Genomic DNA, 15364 nt, shown 5'->3' on the forward strand with positions numbered 1-15364 from the left:
CCTACGAGTGTCCCAGGCCTTGCGTACGCCTTGCCTCAGGGTGGGCGCCCAGGCGTCGCTCAGACCGTGAGGAGCGCCTCCAACGGGGCGCCCGCGAGCGCCGGTTCCAGCCTGCCCCGGCCGCCGAGGAAGCCGAGCTCCATGAGGACGGCCACGCCGGCCACCTCGGCGCCGGCCCGGCGGATCAGCTGGATCGAGGCCTCGGCGGTGCCGCCGGTGGCGAGGACGTCGTCGACGACCATGACGCGGTCGCCCGCGGCCAGGTCCTCGGCGTGCACCTCGATCTCGGCCGAGCCGTACTCCAGCTCGTACGCCTGGCTGAGCGTCGCCCCGGGGAGCTTGCCGGCCTTGCGGACGGGGATGAAGCCGAGCCCGGCGCGGACCGCTACGGGGGCGCCGAGGATGAAGCCACGGGCCTCCAGGCCGACGATCTTCGTGGCGCCGCTGCGGACGCTGATCTCGGCGAGCGCGTCGGTGAGTGCCGCGAACGCCGCCGGGTCGGCCAGGAGCGGGGTGATGTCCTTGAACATCACGCCCGGCTCCGGATAGTCGGCCACGTCCCGGATCCGGCTGAGGAGCAGCTCCGAGATGTCCGTCAGCTCGCTCATCGGCGCTTCCCGGAAGGTCGGCCGCGGCCCCGGTTGCGGGACGACGGCTGGGACCGCTGGCTGCGCGGCGGCCCGACTACCGCGGGAGTCGCGTCCTCCGGCTCCTCGTCATACGGCTCGTCGACGGCCTCGGCCTCCTGGGGCTCGCTCTGCGAGGCGGCCGAGGCGCGCTTGGCGAGTACGCGCTTTTTGAGCGCCTTCATCTGCGGCTCACGCTCCTTGAGGTCGGCGACGAGCGGCGTGGCAATGAAGATCGAGGAGTACGCACCGGCCGCGAGGCCCACGAACAGCGACAGCGAGATGTCGTTGAGCATGCCCGCGCCGAGTACGCCGCCGCCGATGAACAGCAATCCGGCGACCGGGAGCAGCGCGACCACCGTGGTGTTGATCGAGCGCACCAGGGTGCTGTTGATCGAGCGGTTGGCGACCTCGCTGTAGGTCCAGCGGGTCTGTTTGGTGAGCTCCTTCGTCTGTTCCTTGAGGCTGTCGAAGACGACGACTGTGTCGTACAGCGAATAACCGAGGATCGTCAGCAGACCGATCACGGTGCCTGGTGTGACTTCGAAGCCGACGAGGGCGTAGATGCCGACCGTGATGGTGATGTCGTGGATGAGGGCGACAAACGCCGCGAGCGCCATGCGCCACTCGAAGGCGATCGCCAGATAGATCACCACCAGGACCAGGAAGATCCCCAGACCTTGCCAGGCCTTGTTGGCGATCTGGTCACCCCAGCTGGGTCCGACGAGTTCGGCGCTGATCCTCTCCGGGTCGAGGTTCATGTCCTGGGCGAGCTCAGACTTGACCTGGTCGGACGTGTTCGTGTCCAAACCGGCGACCTGGATGCGCAGCCCGCCGCTGCCGAGGCCCTGCACGATCGCGTCGTGGCCGGCTGCCTCCTCCGCGTAATCCTCGGCCTGCGATGCCGAGACGCTGGTCTTCGGAGTGGTGAAGACGGCGCCGCCCTCGAACTCGATGCCCATGTTCAGGCCGCGTACCGCCAGGCCGACGATGGCCGTGATGGTGATCAGGATCGAGACGCCGTACCAGAACATGCGCTTGCCGACGAAGTCGTAACCGACCTCACCGCGGTAGAGACGGGCGCCGAGGTTGCCGAGCTTCGACATCTCACGCCTCCTTCGGGTCGACGGGAGCGGATACGCGGCGGGAGCGGCGCAGCGGTGGCTTGGCGCCGAGGCGCTTCGGGTCCAGGCCGGACCAGCTGTGGCCGTTCGCGAAGAACTTCTTGCGGGCGAGGATCGTCATCAGCGGCTTGGTGAAGAAGAAGACGACGACCACGTCCAGGACGGTGGTCAGACCCAGGGTGAACGCGAAGCCCTGGACCTTGCCGACGGTGACGATGAAGAGCACCGCGGCGGCGAGGAACGACACGAAGTCGGACACCAGGATGGTGCGCCGGGCGCGTGGCCAGCCCCGTTCGACGGCGGGCCGCAGCGTACGGCCCTCGCGGACTTCGTCACGGATGCGTTCGAAGAACACGATGAACGAGTCCGCCGTGATGCCGATCGCGACGATCGCACCGCAGACCGCGGGCAGGTTCAGCGCGAAGCCGATGGCCGGGCCGAGCAGCGACATGATCACGTACGTCATGACCGCCGAGACCAGCAGTGAGGCGATGGCGATCAGGGACAGACCGCGGTAGTAGAGCAGCAGGTAGATGATGACCAGGGCGAGGCCGATGGCGCCGGCGATCAGACCGGCCTCCAGCTGGTCGCCGCCGAGCGCGGCGTCGACCGTGGTGACGCTCGCCTCCTTGAAGGTGATCGGGAGGGCGCCGTAGGACAGGACGTTCGCCAGGTCCTCGGCGGACTGCTGGGTGAAGCCACCGGAGATCTGGGCGGATCCGCCGGTGATCGCCGAGTTGACCGACGGAGCCGAGACGATCTCGCCGTCGAGCACGATGGCGAACTGGTTCTGCGGCGGTGCCTGGCCGACCAGCCTGCCGGTGACCTCGGCGAACTGATCCCCGCCCTTGTCGTCGAACTCCATCTGGACGATCCAGCCCTCGCCGGTCGTCGTCGCGAACACGGCGCTGGCGTCATCGACCCGCTCGCCGTTCACGGCGACCGGGCCGAGCGCGTACTTGTACTGCGACTCCGGATCGCAGGCGACGATGGTTTCGGAGTCCTCGGCCTGGGCGGCCTTCTCGCTCGCCGCCGCACGGCCCTTCGCCGTGGAACAGTCCAGCGCGTCCAGCTGCTTCTGCACATCGGCGGCAGCGGCCTCGCCGGAGGGGTCGGCCGGCGGGGAGGCGCTGTCGCTGGGCGTCGAGGAGGGCGTCGGGTCCGCCTTCTTCGCGCTGTCCTTCGCGGCGAGGCCCTCCGTCACGGCGCGACCCTGGGTGGTGGCGGTGGCGGAGGGGGTCGGCGAGGGAGACTTCCCGGAGGCCGAAGGCGACGCGGAGTTCCCGGAAGGGCTGGGCGACGGAGAAGCGCCGGGGTCCGTCGCACTGCCTGTCGGCGCCCCGGTCAGAACCGGACGGAAGTAGAGCTTGGCGGTGGTACCGACCTGCTCCCGGGCCTGCGCCGAGTTCGTGCCCTTGGGGATGTTGACGATGATGTTCTTGTCGCCCTGGGTCTGGACCTCAGCCTCGGAGACGCCCAGGCCGTTGACGCGACGCTCCATGATGCCGACCGCGGTCTTCATGTTGGTCGGGTTGATCGCGTTCTTCTGACCGGGCTCGTTCTGCGCCTCGAGCGTGATGCTCGTGCCGCCGGCGAGGTCGATACCGAGGCGCGGCGTCGTGTGCCCGGAGGCGAACATGCCACCGGTGAGCGCCACGATCGCGATCAGCATCAGGGCCAGAGTGCGACCCGGCCTCCCCTGGGCGCTCTGCTTTCGGCCCTTCTTAGGTGCTGCCACCTTGTCGTTCTCCCTCGTTGTCCGCCCGGCGACGGGGCACCTGCGCGGACGGCCAATAAATGGTGTCGAGATTCCGCGCGAAACAACATGACCCGGGGACCGCGGTGCGCGAGCGGCGCATTCCGCGGTCCCCGGTCATGATTACTTCGCGTCGGACTCGCCGTCGGACTTCTTCAGCTCTGCGTCATCAGCCTTTTTCGGCTCCTCGTCGGCGGTCTCTTCGGCCGCTTCCTTCTTGCCGAGGTCGATGGGCTGGTCGTCGGAAGAGTCGGCGGGCTCGTCGGTCTCGGTGAGGGAGGAGGCGTCGTCCGGGACGACGGCTTCGTCGGTCTTCAGGTCGTGCTCGATGCCGTGGACGATGCGGTTGTACTCGTCGTCGCTGAGGACGGCACCGATGGCGTTCTTGGCGAAGAGCAGGTCGACGCCCGGGCCTGCGTCAAGGAGGACCGTGTCCTCGTTGACCTCCTTCACCGTCGCGTACATGCCGCCGATCGTGCGGACGCCGGAGCCCGGCTGCATGTCGTTGCGCATCTGCGCAGCGGCTTGCTGCTTCTTCTTGGCCGACCGGGTCATCAGGAACATGGCCCCGATGAGCACGATGAACGGGAGGAGGGTCACGAGACTCACGGGTCGGAACTTCCTTCATTCGACCGCGATGCTGAGCGGCCTGATGGATGGGGGTATATGTGCGCCGCCGACAAAGGCGGCATCGGCGGAGTCTAAGCGAGTCCGCACTCAAGGAACAACGCCCAGCATTGCACCGTGGTTCCTGGTCCGGCGAGTACACGCCCCCTCACGCCCCGAACAGGTCCTGTTGTCCGTTTCCACCAGCGGAAGGGCCGGGCCGGGTGAGGCCGAAATGCGCCCATGCGGCCGGTGTGGCGACGCGGCCGCGGGGAGTGCGGGCCAGCAGTCCCTCGCGTACGAGGAAGGGCTCGGCGACCTCCTCGACCGTCTCGCGCTCCTCCCCCACGGCCACGGCGAGCGTCGACAGGCCGACCGGTCCGCCGCCGAAGAGCTTGAGCAGGGCTTCGAGGACGGCGCGGTCGAGGCGGTCGAGTCCTCGGTCGTCCACCTCGTACACGGCGAGGGCCGCCTTGGCGATGTCCCGGGTGATGACGCCGTCGGCCTTGACCTGGGCGTAGTCGCGTACGCGGCGCAGCAGGCGGTTGGCGATACGGGGCGTGCCCCGGGAACGGCCGGCGATCTCGGCGGCTCCCTCGGCGCCGATCTCGACGTCGAGCAGGTGCGCGGAGCGGTGGATGACGCGCTCCAGCTCGGCGGGCTCGTAGAACTCCATGTGTGCGGTGAAGCCGAAGCGGTCGCGCAGCGGGGGCGGCAGCAGTCCCGCGCGCGTGGTGGCGCCGACCAGGGTGAACGGCGGCAGTTCGAGCGGGATGGCGGTGGCGCCGGGGCCCTTGCCGACGATGACGTCGACGCGGTAGTCCTCCATCGCCATGTAGAGCATCTCCTCGGCGGGCCGGGACATGCGGTGGATCTCGTCGAGGAAGAGCACCTCGCCCTCCTGGAGGGAGGAGAGGATCGCGGCGAGGTCGCCGGCGTGCTGGATGGCGGGGCCGCTGGTGATGCGGATCGGGGCTTCCATCTCGGCGGCGATGATCATCGAGAGGGTGGTCTTGCCGAGGCCGGGGGCTCCGGAGAGCAGGACGTGGTCGGCCGTGGCGCCACGCGCGCGTGCGGCACGCAGGACGAGGTCGAGCTGCTCGCGGACCTTCTCCTGGCCGATGAACTCGTCCAGGTCCTTGGGACGCAGAGCGGCCTCGACGGCCTGGTCCTCACGATCGGCGGACGCACCGACGAGCCGCTCGGCGGCGCTCTCGTCGGTCGGGTCGTCCCAGTTCATTACGTGTGCCTCGGTCTCGTTGTTCGTACGGGCGGCGTGCCTCTTCGCGGAACTCGCTTGCTAACGCGCCCTGTTGAGGGTCTGCAGGGCGGACTTCAGCAACTGACCCACCTGGGGCGCGCCTTCGGACGCCTCCGCCTGGGGCGCGACGGCCGAGACCGCCTCCTCGGCCTCCCGCGTCGCGTACCCGAGTCCGATGAGCGCGGCGTGCAACTGCTCGCGCCAGCCTGCGGAGACGGCCGTGCCGATGGCCGGGCCGCCCGTGCCGAGAGGTTCGCCGAGGCGGTCCTTGAGTTCCAGGAGGAGCTTTTGGGCGCCCTTCTTGCCGATGCCCGGGACAGCCATGAGCGCCTTCTCGTCACCGGTGGAGATCGCTCGGCGCAGGGCGTCGGGACTGTGCACGGCGAGCATCGCCTGGGCCAGCCGCGGGCCGACTCCGCTCGCGGTCTGCAGCAGTTCGAAGGTCTGCCGCTCGTCGTCGTCCACGAAGCCGTACAGGGTCAGCGAGTCCTCCCGTACGACGAGAGACGTGGCGAGCTTCGCCTGCTTGCCCAGGCGGAGCCCGGAGAGCGTGCCTGGTGTGCAGTGAACGGAGATGCCGATGCCGCCCACTTCGACCACCGCGGAGTCGGGGGCGAGGGCGGCGACCGGGCCGCTGACGAAGGCGATCATCGGGGGGCCTTTCGGGCGAGTGACTGAGCCTGCTGCCGGGCCAGTTGGGCCCGGGCCTGGGCCTCGCGGGCCTGGGCGTGGGCCTGTTGGAGGCGGTTGGTGGCCGGGGCGCGCCAGATGTGGCAGATGGCGAGCGCGAGGGCGTCGGCGGCGTCGGCGGGCTTCGGGGGTGCGTCGAGCCGGAGCAGCCGCGTGACCATGGCGCCGACCTGGGCCTTGTCGGCCCGGCCGCTGCCGGTCACGGCCGCCTTGACCTCGCTGGGGGTGTGCAGGGCGACGGGCAGTCCGCGGCGGGACGCGCAGAGCATGGCGACGGCGCTGGCCTGGGCGGTGCCCATGACCGTACGTACGTTGTGCTGGCTGAACACCCGCTCCACGGCGACGTATTCGGGCCGGTGCTCGTCGATCCACTCCTCGATGCCCTGCTCGATGGCGACGAGACGGTGGCCGACATCGGCGTCCGAGGGCGTCCGTACGACGCCGACGCCGAGCATCGTCAAGGGGCGCCCGGCGACGCCTTCGACGACACCGATGCCGCATCGGGTCAGCCCAGGGTCCACGCCCAGTACCCGCATCGAGCCCCACTCCTCCTTGCGGCTAAACCGCCGCCGCTCTCGCGGACCTGGTTGAGCACCATCGGGGTTCCTCAATTGATGGTTGCGGTCCGTGGACGGCGATCTTTGACAATCGCCAGGCTAACCGCTGCCACTGACAACAGCGACGGGCTGGTGGGGGCAGTCCCCACCAGCCCGTCAAAACCTGCGGCGCTCGCGGCAGCGCTACGCGCTGGCCTTCTCCATGACCTCGTCGCTCACGTCGAAGTTGGCGAAGACGTTCTGCACGTCGTCGCTGTCCTCCAGGGCGTCGATCAGCTTGAAGATCTTCTTGGCGCCCTCCTCGTCCAGCTCGACCTGCATGGTCGGGACGAAGTTGGCCTCGGCGGAGTCGTAGTCGATGCCGGCGTCCTGGAGGGCGGTGCGGACCGCGACCAGGTCGGTGGCCTCGCTGAGCACCTCGAAGGACTCGCCCAGGTCGTTGACCTCCTCGGCGCCCGCTTCGAGTACGGCACCCAGGACGTCGTCCTCGGACAGCTCGCCCTTGGGGACGATGACGACGCCCTTGCGGTTGAAGAGGTACGAGACGGAGCCCGGGTCGGCCATCGAGCCGCCGTTACGGGTCATGGCGACGCGTACGTCCGAGGCGGCGCGGTTGCGGTTGTCGGTGAGGCACTCGATGAGCACCGCGACACCGTTCGGCCCGTAACCCTCGTACATGATGGTCTCGTAGTCGGCGCCACCGGCCTCGAGACCACCACCGCGCTTGATCGCGGAGTCGATGTTCTTGTTCGGGACCGACGACTTCTTCGCCTTCTGCACGGCGTCGTACAGCGTCGGGTTGCCGTCCAGGTCCACGCCGCCCATGCGAGCCGCGACCTCGATGTTCTTGATCAGCTTCGCGAAGAGCTTGCCGCGCTTGGCGTCGATCACGGCCTTCTTGTGCTTCGTCGTGGCCCATTTAGAGTGGCCGGACATCTGCCTGTCTCCTTCGCGTAACCCATCTCTGTCCGAACGCCAGAGATCCTACAAGGACTCCGCTGTACGGTCCGCGCGCACCATGTCGACAAACAGACCGTGCACGCGGTGGTCGCCGGTCAGTTCCGGGTGGAACGACGTGGCGAGCGCATTGCCCTGGCGTACGGCGACGATGTGGCCGTCGTGCTCGGCGAGCACCTCGGTCTCGGCGCCGACGGACTCGACCCAGGGGGCGCGGATGAAAACGCCCTCTACAGGATCGCCCTCAACGCCCTTCACGTCGACGGCCGCTTCAAAGGATTCGTTCTGCCGTCCGAAGGCGTTGCGGCGCACGATCATGTCGATGCCGCCGATGGTCTCCTGACCCGAGCGCGGATCGAGGATCTTGTCGGCGAGCATGATCATGCCGGCGCAGGTTCCGTAGACGGGCATTCCGGCCCGCACGCGCGCGCGGAGGGGCTCCATCACCCCGAAGAGGACGGCCAGTTTGGAGATGGTGGTGGACTCACCGCCGGGGATGACAAGGCCGTCGACCTCGGCGAGTTCCTCGGAGCGCCGCACCGCCCTGGCCTCGGCATCGGCCGCGGACAGGGCGATGAGGTGCTCCCGTACGTCGCCCTGGAGGGCCAGGACGCCTATGACGGGTGCTTCAGTCATGGGTGCTTACCAGCCGCGGTTCGCGTAGCGCTCGGCCTCGGGGAGGGTGTCGCAGTTGATGCCGACCATGGCCTCGCCCAGGTTGCGGGAGGCATCCGCGATGATCTTGGGGTCGTCGTAGAAGGTGGTGGCCTTCACGATGGCGGCGGCGCGCTTGGCCGGGTCGCCCGACTTGAAGATGCCGGAGCCGACGAAGACGCCCTCGGCTCCGAGCTGGCGCATGAGCGCGGCGTCGGCGGGGGTGGCCACACCGCCGGCCGAGAACAGCACCACCGGGAGCTTGCCGAGTTCGGCGACCTCCTTGACGAGCTCGTACGGGGCGCGGAGGTCCTTGGCGGCGGCGTACAGCTCGTTGTTGTCGTAGCCCTTGAGGCGGGCGATCTCGTTCTTGATCTGACGCAGGTGACGGACCGCTTCGACGACGTTGCCCGTGCCGGCCTCGCCCTTGGAGCGGATCATGGCCGCCCCCTCGGCGATGCGGCGCAGGGCCTCGCCCAGATTGGTGGCACCGCAGACGAACGGCGTGGTGAAGGCCCACTTGTCGGAGTGGTTGACCTCGTCGGCCGGGGTGAGGACCTCGGACTCGTCGATGTAGTCGACGCCGAGGGACTGCAGGACCTGGGCCTCCACGAAGTGGCCGATCCGCGACTTCGCCATCACCGGGATGGACACGGCCTCGATGATGCCCTCGATCATGTCCGGGTCGGACATGCGGGCCACGCCGCCGTCCTTACGGATGTCCGCCGGGACCCGCTCCAGAGCCATGACGGCGACGGCTCCCGCGTCCTCGGCGATCTTCGCCTGCTCAGGCGTGACGACGTCCATGATCACGCCGCCCTTGAGCTGCTCGGCCATTCCGCGCTTCACGCGCGCGGTGCCGGTTTCGGGGGCCTGGGCGGAGTTGGAGAGCGTGCTCGACACGGGTTGACCTCACTCGGTGAAAGAGGGTTTCTGCAAACACCGAGGAAACGCGAGGGGACCAGGCCACAGCAAGGGCCAATGGGGAGCCGGTGGCATGTTTTTCGGCTCCCGCTGCCCTTACCTCGATCGATTACCCCGACCGATCCACCAACGCCGCCGGCGGCTCGTCGTCCATTTCGAAGGCCAGAGGGAACGGCGCATGGCCGGCCAGCCGGAACCAGCGGACCTTGCGGTGGCGGCGCAGGGCGCGGGCGGCGCGTACGGAGTCGTTGTGGAAGCGGCGGGCCATCGGCACCCGGCGGACCGCCTGGGCGAGTTCGCCGGCGGCCGCCTCGCCGCCGGGGGCCTCGCGGACCGCCTCGACCTGCTGTGCCTCCCCGAAGACGGCCCGCAGGGCCTGGCTGAGGTCGCTCTCGGCGACCTCCCGCTGCTCCTCCTCGGCCTGCCGAGCCGCGTGCGCCGCTTCGTAGAGCACGATCGAGGCGGCCGGATCGAGCACTCCGGAGGTGGCCAGTTCCTGTGCGACCGACGCACGCCGCAGGAGTTGCGCGTCGAGGGCGGCACGCGCGGCGTCGATCCGGGCGTGCAGCCGGTCGAGTCGGCCCGCGGTCCAGCTCAAGTAGAGGCCGATCGCCACAAGGGCGACCACGATCCAGATCAGGGTGGAGGTCACGGGCGCACAGGCTACCGCCCGGTTGATTGTGCCCCGGAGGGGCGCTACAGCCGGTGTCGAGAGTGTGGGCGGGAAACGTCCCACGTCCCTGACGGCCGTCTGCGCGCCGATCTCGGCGTCGAACACCGGACCGGACGCGCAGCTCCTCCTCGGCCGTCAGAGGCATCGTGGCACCCTCCTGCGGCACCTCCCGCAGGTTGGAGCCGTTCCCTCTCAGTCCCGCGCCAGCCCGAACCGCGCCCGCAACCCGCTGCGTTCGTCGGCGGCGACCGCGGCGGCCCCGTCCGTGACCGTCTCGTACACGGAGAGGATGTCCGCCCCGACCGTCGACCAGTCGAAGCGCCGCACATGCGCGCTGCCCCGCTTACGCAGCTCCGCGCGGCGCCCGGGGTCGGCGAGCAGCCGTACCGCGGAGGCCGCCAGCGCGTCCGCGTCCTCGTTGGCGAACAGCTCGCCCGCCGCACCCTGGTCGAGGACCTGCGCGAAGGCGTCGAGGTCGGAGGCGAGCACGGGCGCGCCTGCCGACATGGCCTCGACGAGGATGATCCCGAAGCTCTCGCCGCCGGTGTTGGGGGCGACGTACAGGTCGACGCTGCGCAGGAACCGCGCCTTGTCCTCATCGCTGATCATGCCGAGGAACTCGACACGGGCACGCAGCTCCTTGGGCAGCGACTCGACGGCCTCCTTCTCGTCACCGCGGCCGGCCACCAGGAGACGCGTCCCCGGACGTTCGGCGAGGATCTTCGGGAGGGCCTTCATGAGGACCGGCAGGCCCTTGCGGGGCTCGTCGATGCGGCCGATGAAGCCGATCGTCTCCCCCTGCCACTCGGCCTTGGGCTCGGCCTTCTTGAAGAAGCCGACGTCGACGCCGTTCGGGATGACGACCGCGTCGCCGCCCAGGTGCTCGACGAGCGTGCGCCGCGCGTACTCGCTCACGGCGATCCGCGCGCTGATCTTCTCGAGGGCCGCCTGGAGGATCGAGTACGCGGCGACCATCGCCCGGGAGCGCGGGTTGGACGTGTGGAAGGTCGCGACGATGGGGCCCTGTGCGGCCCAGCAGGCCAGCAGGCCGAGCGACGGCGAGGCCGGCTCATGGATGTGGATCACGTCGAACGTGCCGTCGTGCAGCCAGCGCCGCACCCGCGCGGCCGACAGGAACCCGAAGTTGAGCCGGGCCACCGAGCCGTTGTACGGCACCGGAACCGCGCGGCCCGCCGACACGACGTACGGCGGCAGGGGGGTCTCGTCGTCCGCAGGAGCGAGTACGGACACCTCGTGCCCGAGTCGGATGAGGTGTTCGGCCAGATCACGGATGTGGAACTGGACGCCGCCGGGGACGTCCCAGGAGTACGGGCAGACGATGCCGATCCTCACGGGCGCTCCCCGTCGGACGGCTCGGGGCGGGGTTCCAGGTCAGCGAGCCACAAGCGCTGGAGCATGTGCCAGTCCTCCGGATGTTCGGCGATACCCGTGGCGAAGGCGTCGGCCAGCGCCTGCGTCATGACAGACGTCTTCTCGGCCCGGGTACCTGTCTCGGGGACATCAACCGGAGGATGCACACGGCCCCGCATCACGGGCGAGTCGTCGAACCAGAGCGTCACCGGCAGCAGCAGGGCGCCCGTCTGCTGGGCGAGCAGCGCCGGGCCCGCGGGCATCCGTGTCGGCTCGCCGAAGAACTTCACCTCGACTCCGGAGGCGGACAGATCACGGTCCGCGACCAGGCAGACCAGGCCGCCGTCACGCAGCCGGCGGGCCAGCGTGCCGAACACGGACGCGTCGTGCGCGAGCACCTCCATGCCGAGGCCTTCGCGATAGGCGACGAAGCGGTCGTACAGCGTCTCCGGCTTGAGCCGCTCGGCGACCGTGGTGAAGGGCGTCTCCAGCTTGGTGGTGACCCAGGCGCCGGCGAGGTCCCAGTTGCCCAGGTGCGGGAGCGCGAGGATGACGCCCTTGCCGGATGCGAGCCCGTCGGTCAGATAGTGCAGGTCCTTGCCGGCGAAGCCGCTCTTGATGCGCTCACTGCTCCAGGCAGGCAGCCGGAAGGACTCCATCCAGTAGCGCAGATACGAGCGCATGCCCGCCCTGGAGAGCTCGGCGAGCCGCTCGGGGGTCGCGTCGGGCACCACGCGCGCGTAGTTGGATTCCAGCCGGCGTACGCCCTTGCCGCGCCGCTTCCAGGTGATGTCGGCGATGGTCCTGCCGAGCCGTACGGCGACGGGCTCGGGGAGCTTCTTGACGGTGCTCCAGCCCAGGGCGTACGCGCCGTCCGTCAGCCGTTCACGCAGACCGCTCACGACGTGGCCTCGCTGCTCCGTGAGCCGGCCTGTGGGGCGCTCTCCGGACCCGGGTCCCGGCCGTTGTCCTTGCCGCTGTCCTGGCCGTCCTGCCGGTCGCCTTCCTGGCCGGGCGCGGCATCCGCCTCCGCGGCCTCCTTGCGCACCGTGACGACCCGCTGGATCAGCGTGACGACGCTGCCGACGGCGACGATCCACAGGGCGATGGGCAGCAGTACGTGAATGCCGGGTACCCCGAAGGTCTCGAAGCCCGCAAGACCGGCCGCGACCAGTGATATCACCAGGCGCTCGGCCCGCTCGACGAGGCCGTTGACGGCGACGGGCAGGCCGATCGACTCACCACGGGCCTTCGTGTACGAGACCACCTGGCCGCTGGCCAGGCAGAAAATCGAGACGGCGCACAGGACGTTGTCGTCGCCGCTGCCCGCGTACCAGAGCGCGAAGCCGCCGAAGATCGCGCTGTCGGCGACACGGTCGAGGGTCGAGTCCAGGAAGGCGCCCCAGCGGCTGGAGCGGCCCATCTGGCGGGCCATGTTGCCGTCGACGAGGTCCGAGAAGACGAACAGCGTGATGACGATCGTGCCCCAGAAGAACTCGCCCCTGGGGAAGAAGACCAGCGCGCCCGCGACCACTCCCGCCGTGCCCAGGAGCGTGACCGTGTCGGGGCTGACGCCGCGGCGGATCAAAAACGCGGCGAACGGTGTGAGAACACGCGTGAAGAAAGCACGCGCGTACTTGTTCAGCATGGCCTTCCCGAGGGTCGGTGTGGCCGCGCGGCCCCTGCTGGCCACCGGCTGGCCCATCGTAGTCACGCGCGCGCGTGGGCGACGGGGCCAGGTCGCCCGCACCCGCCACCGCACTGCCCGCAGCCACGCGCGCGCGTGGCTGCGGGTGGGACCCGGAGCGCACGATCGCGTCCGTTGTATGGACGTGCCGTGACCTGAGTGGAAAGCTCGAAAGGACCGCGGGCGTCACCGGAGCCGCCAACCGCACGCGGGTCCGCATGTCCGCGCCCACACATGACCTCACCGTGCACGGGAGGCAAGGCCATGGGCGACAAGGCGAACGCACACCCCGGAGCCGCCGGCAGGGCTACGGCGGCCGACCACCCCGCGTCCGTACGGAATGTGGTGCTGGTCGGCCACTCCGGATCGGGCAAGACGACTCTGGTGGAAGCTCTCGCGCTGACAGCGGGAGCGGTGAACAGGGCGGGCCGCGTGGAGGACGGCGGCACCGTCTCCGACTACGACGAGATCGAGCACCGGCAGCAACGGTCGGTGCAGCTCTCCCTGGTGCCCGTCGAATGGGGCGGGTGCAAGATCAATGTTCTGGACACTCCCGGATACGCCGACTTCGTCGGGGAGCTGAGGGCCGGTCTGCGAGCGGCGGACGCGGCCCTTTTCGTCGTCTCGGCCTCGGACGGGGTGGACGGCTCGACCCGCATGGTGTGGGAGGAGTGCGCGGCGGTCGGTATGCCGCGGGCCATCGTGATCACCCACCTCGAAGCGGCCAGAGCCGATTTCGACGAGATGACGCGGACCTGCGCGGAGGCCTTCGGCGCCGACGACCCGGACGCCGTACTGCCCCTGTACCTGCCGCTCCACGGAGCGCCGGCCCCCGACGGGCACGCGCCCGTGACAGGTCTGATCGGGCTGCTCTCGCAGAAGCTGTTCGACTACTCCTCCGGAGAGCGCAAGGAGTCCGAACCGGGCCCCGACCAGCTGCCGCTCATCGATGAGGCCCGCAACAGACTGATCGAGGGCATCATCTCCGAGAGCGAGGACGAGACCCTCATGGACCGCTATCTCGGCGGCGAGGAGATCGACGTCAAGACGCTCGTACAGGACCTGGAGCGGGCCGTGGCCCGCGGGGTCTTCTTCCCGGTGCTGGCCGCCGCGCCCGCGGCCGAGGGCGCCCGTCAGGGCCTGGGCACGGTCGAGCTGCTGGAGCTCATCACCGGCGGCTTCCCGACCCCACTGGAGCCCGAGGCGCCCACGGTCACCACTCCGGACGGCAAACCACGTGAGATCAAGGCCTGCGACCCGAACGGGCCGCTGGTCGCCGAGGTCGTGAAGACGGCGAGCGACCCCTATGTGGGCCGGATCTCCCTCGTACGCGTCTTCTCGGGCACCCTTCGGCCCGACCAGACGGTGCACGTCTCCGGACACGGGCTCGCCGATCGCGGGCACGAGGACCACGACGTCGACGAACGCGTCGGCGCCCTGTCCGCACCGTTCGGCAAGCAGCAGCGCACCCTCTCGCACGCCATCGCGGGCGACATGGCGTGTGTGGCCAAGCTGAACCGCGCCGAGACCGGCGACACGCTCTCGGCCAAGGACGACCCGCTGCTCATGGAGCCGTGGGAGATGCCCGACCCGCTGCTGCCGCTGGCCATCCACGCGCACAGCAAGGCGGACGAGGACAAGCTCTCGCAGGGCCTGAGCCGACTGGTCGCCGAGGACCCCACGATGCGCCTGGAACAGAACCAGGACACCCACCAGGTGGTTCTGTGGTGCCTGGGCGAGGCCCACGCGGACGTCGCCCTGGAACGGCTCCGCAACCGGTACGGCGTCCAGGTCGACGTCGTACCGCACAAGGTCTCCCTACGGGAGACGTTCGCCGCCAAGTCGGCCGGGCGCGGCCGTCATGTGAAGCAGTCCGGCGGGCACGGTCAGTACGCGATCTGCGAGATCGAGGTCGAGCCGCTGCCCGGCGGCTCCGGCATCGAGTTCGTCGACAAGGTCGTCGGGGGCGCCGTGCCGAGGCAGTTCATCCCCTCCGTCGAGAAGGGCGTGCGCGCCCAGGCCGCCAAGGGTGTGGCCGCGGGCTATCCGCTCATCGACGTACGGGTGACGCTGCTCGACGGCAAGGCGCACTCGGTGGACTCCTCCGACGCCGCGTTCCAGACCGCCGGCGCGCTCGCCCTGCGCGAGGCCGCCGCCGACGCGAAGATCCATCTCCTGGAGCCGGTCGCCGAGGTGTCGGTCCTGGTCGGCGACGACTACGTGGGCGCCGTGATGAGCGATCTGTCGGGGCGGCGCGGCCGAGTCGTCGGCACCGAACAGGCGGGCGGCGGGCGGACGCTCGTACGAGCCGAGGTCCCCGAGATCGAGATCGACCGGTACGCGGTCGACCTGCGCTCCCTCTCGCACGGCACCGCACGGTTCAGCCGGCGTTACGCGCGCCACGAGCCGATGCCCGCGCACATTGCGGAGAAGATCCGCGAACAGGCCCAGGACTCCCCCTAGTTGATCTCCCGTAGG

General features: G+C 69.7%; 15 protein-coding genes. 1 reads left to right on the forward strand and 14 read right to left on the reverse strand.

Annotated features, from left to right (window positions below; genetic code table 11):
- Positions 1–59: 59 nt before the first annotated feature.
- The 14 genes from IEZ21_RS23535 to pgsA all read right to left on the reverse strand — a co-directional run bounded on the left by IEZ21_RS23535 (position 60) and on the right by pgsA (position 12904).
- Positions 60–608: an adenine phosphoribosyltransferase gene (locus tag IEZ21_RS23535; RefSeq protein ID WP_189323912.1), complete on the reverse strand. Its 549-nt coding sequence runs from the start codon at positions 606–608 to the stop codon at positions 60–62.
- Entirely contained in the window at positions 605–1732 is a 1128-nt protein-coding gene (secF, locus tag IEZ21_RS23540) for a protein translocase subunit SecF (RefSeq protein ID WP_033324918.1), read from the reverse strand. Before secF ends, IEZ21_RS23535 begins: the two co-directional genes overlap by 4 nt.
- A 1-nt stretch (position 1733) precedes the next feature.
- Entirely contained in the window at positions 1734–3488 is a 1755-nt protein-coding gene (gene secD, locus IEZ21_RS23545; protein ID WP_189323913.1) for a protein translocase subunit SecD, read from the reverse strand.
- Between the two features lie 141 nt (positions 3489–3629).
- Entirely contained in the window at positions 3630–4115 is a 486-nt protein-coding gene (yajC, locus tag IEZ21_RS23550; protein ID WP_033324916.1) for a preprotein translocase subunit YajC, read from the reverse strand.
- Positions 4116–4281: 166 nt separating this feature from the next.
- On the reverse strand, positions 4282–5352 hold the full coding sequence (gene ruvB / locus IEZ21_RS23555) for a Holliday junction branch migration DNA helicase RuvB (protein WP_033324915.1): 1071 nt from the start codon (positions 5350–5352) through the stop codon (positions 4282–4284).
- 60 nt (positions 5353–5412) lie between these two features.
- Entirely contained in the window at positions 5413–6024 is a 612-nt protein-coding gene (gene ruvA, locus IEZ21_RS23560) for a Holliday junction branch migration protein RuvA (RefSeq protein WP_189323914.1), read from the reverse strand.
- The gene (ruvC, locus tag IEZ21_RS23565) at positions 6021–6599 is read right to left on the reverse strand and encodes a crossover junction endodeoxyribonuclease RuvC (RefSeq protein WP_246568084.1); all 579 of its coding nucleotides are present in this window, start codon (positions 6597–6599) and stop codon (positions 6021–6023) included. Before ruvC ends, ruvA begins: the two co-directional genes overlap by 4 nt.
- 204 nt (positions 6600–6803) lie before the next feature.
- A complete protein-coding gene (locus IEZ21_RS23570; RefSeq protein ID WP_033324912.1) occupies positions 6804–7556 on the reverse strand; it encodes a YebC/PmpR family DNA-binding transcriptional regulator in 753 nt (250 codons plus the stop codon).
- A 48-nt stretch (positions 7557–7604) separates the two neighbouring features.
- A complete protein-coding gene (gene pdxT / locus IEZ21_RS23575; RefSeq protein ID WP_189323915.1) occupies positions 7605–8213 on the reverse strand; it encodes a pyridoxal 5'-phosphate synthase glutaminase subunit PdxT in 609 nt (202 codons plus the stop codon).
- 6 nt (positions 8214–8219) lie between these two features.
- Positions 8220–9134 carry a pyridoxal 5'-phosphate synthase lyase subunit PdxS gene (gene pdxS / locus IEZ21_RS23580; RefSeq protein WP_033324909.1) on the reverse strand — a complete coding sequence of 305 codons (915 nt, stop codon included), beginning with the start codon at positions 9132–9134 and terminating at the stop codon, positions 8220–8222.
- 130 nt (positions 9135–9264) lie between these two features.
- Complete coding sequence (locus tag IEZ21_RS23585) at positions 9265–9807, reverse strand: hypothetical protein (protein WP_033324954.1); 543 nt, start codon at positions 9805–9807, stop codon at positions 9265–9267.
- 213 nt (positions 9808–10020) lie between these two features.
- Entirely contained in the window at positions 10021–11181 is a 1161-nt protein-coding gene (locus IEZ21_RS23590; protein ID WP_033324907.1) for a glycosyltransferase family 4 protein, read from the reverse strand.
- Positions 11178–12101, reverse strand: coding sequence for a phosphatidylinositol mannoside acyltransferase (locus IEZ21_RS23595; protein WP_189323916.1), 924 nt, complete (start codon positions 12099–12101; stop codon positions 11178–11180). Before IEZ21_RS23595 ends, IEZ21_RS23590 begins: the two co-directional genes overlap by 4 nt.
- Positions 12098–12904, reverse strand: coding sequence for a phosphatidylinositol phosphate synthase (pgsA, locus tag IEZ21_RS23600; protein WP_246568093.1), 807 nt, complete (start codon positions 12902–12904; stop codon positions 12098–12100). Before pgsA ends, IEZ21_RS23595 begins: the two co-directional genes overlap by 4 nt.
- Before the next feature lie 246 nt (positions 12905–13150).
- Between pgsA and IEZ21_RS23605 the strand changes: the two genes are divergently transcribed.
- The gene (locus IEZ21_RS23605; protein WP_189323917.1) at positions 13151–15349 is read left to right on the forward strand and encodes an elongation factor G-like protein EF-G2; all 2199 of its coding nucleotides are present in this window, start codon (positions 13151–13153) and stop codon (positions 15347–15349) included.
- Positions 15350–15364: the final 15 nt, after the last annotated feature.

Source organism: Streptomyces flaveus, assembly GCF_014647675.1.
Taxonomy (GTDB): Bacteria; Actinomycetota; Actinomycetes; order Streptomycetales; family Streptomycetaceae; genus Streptomyces; species Streptomyces flaveus.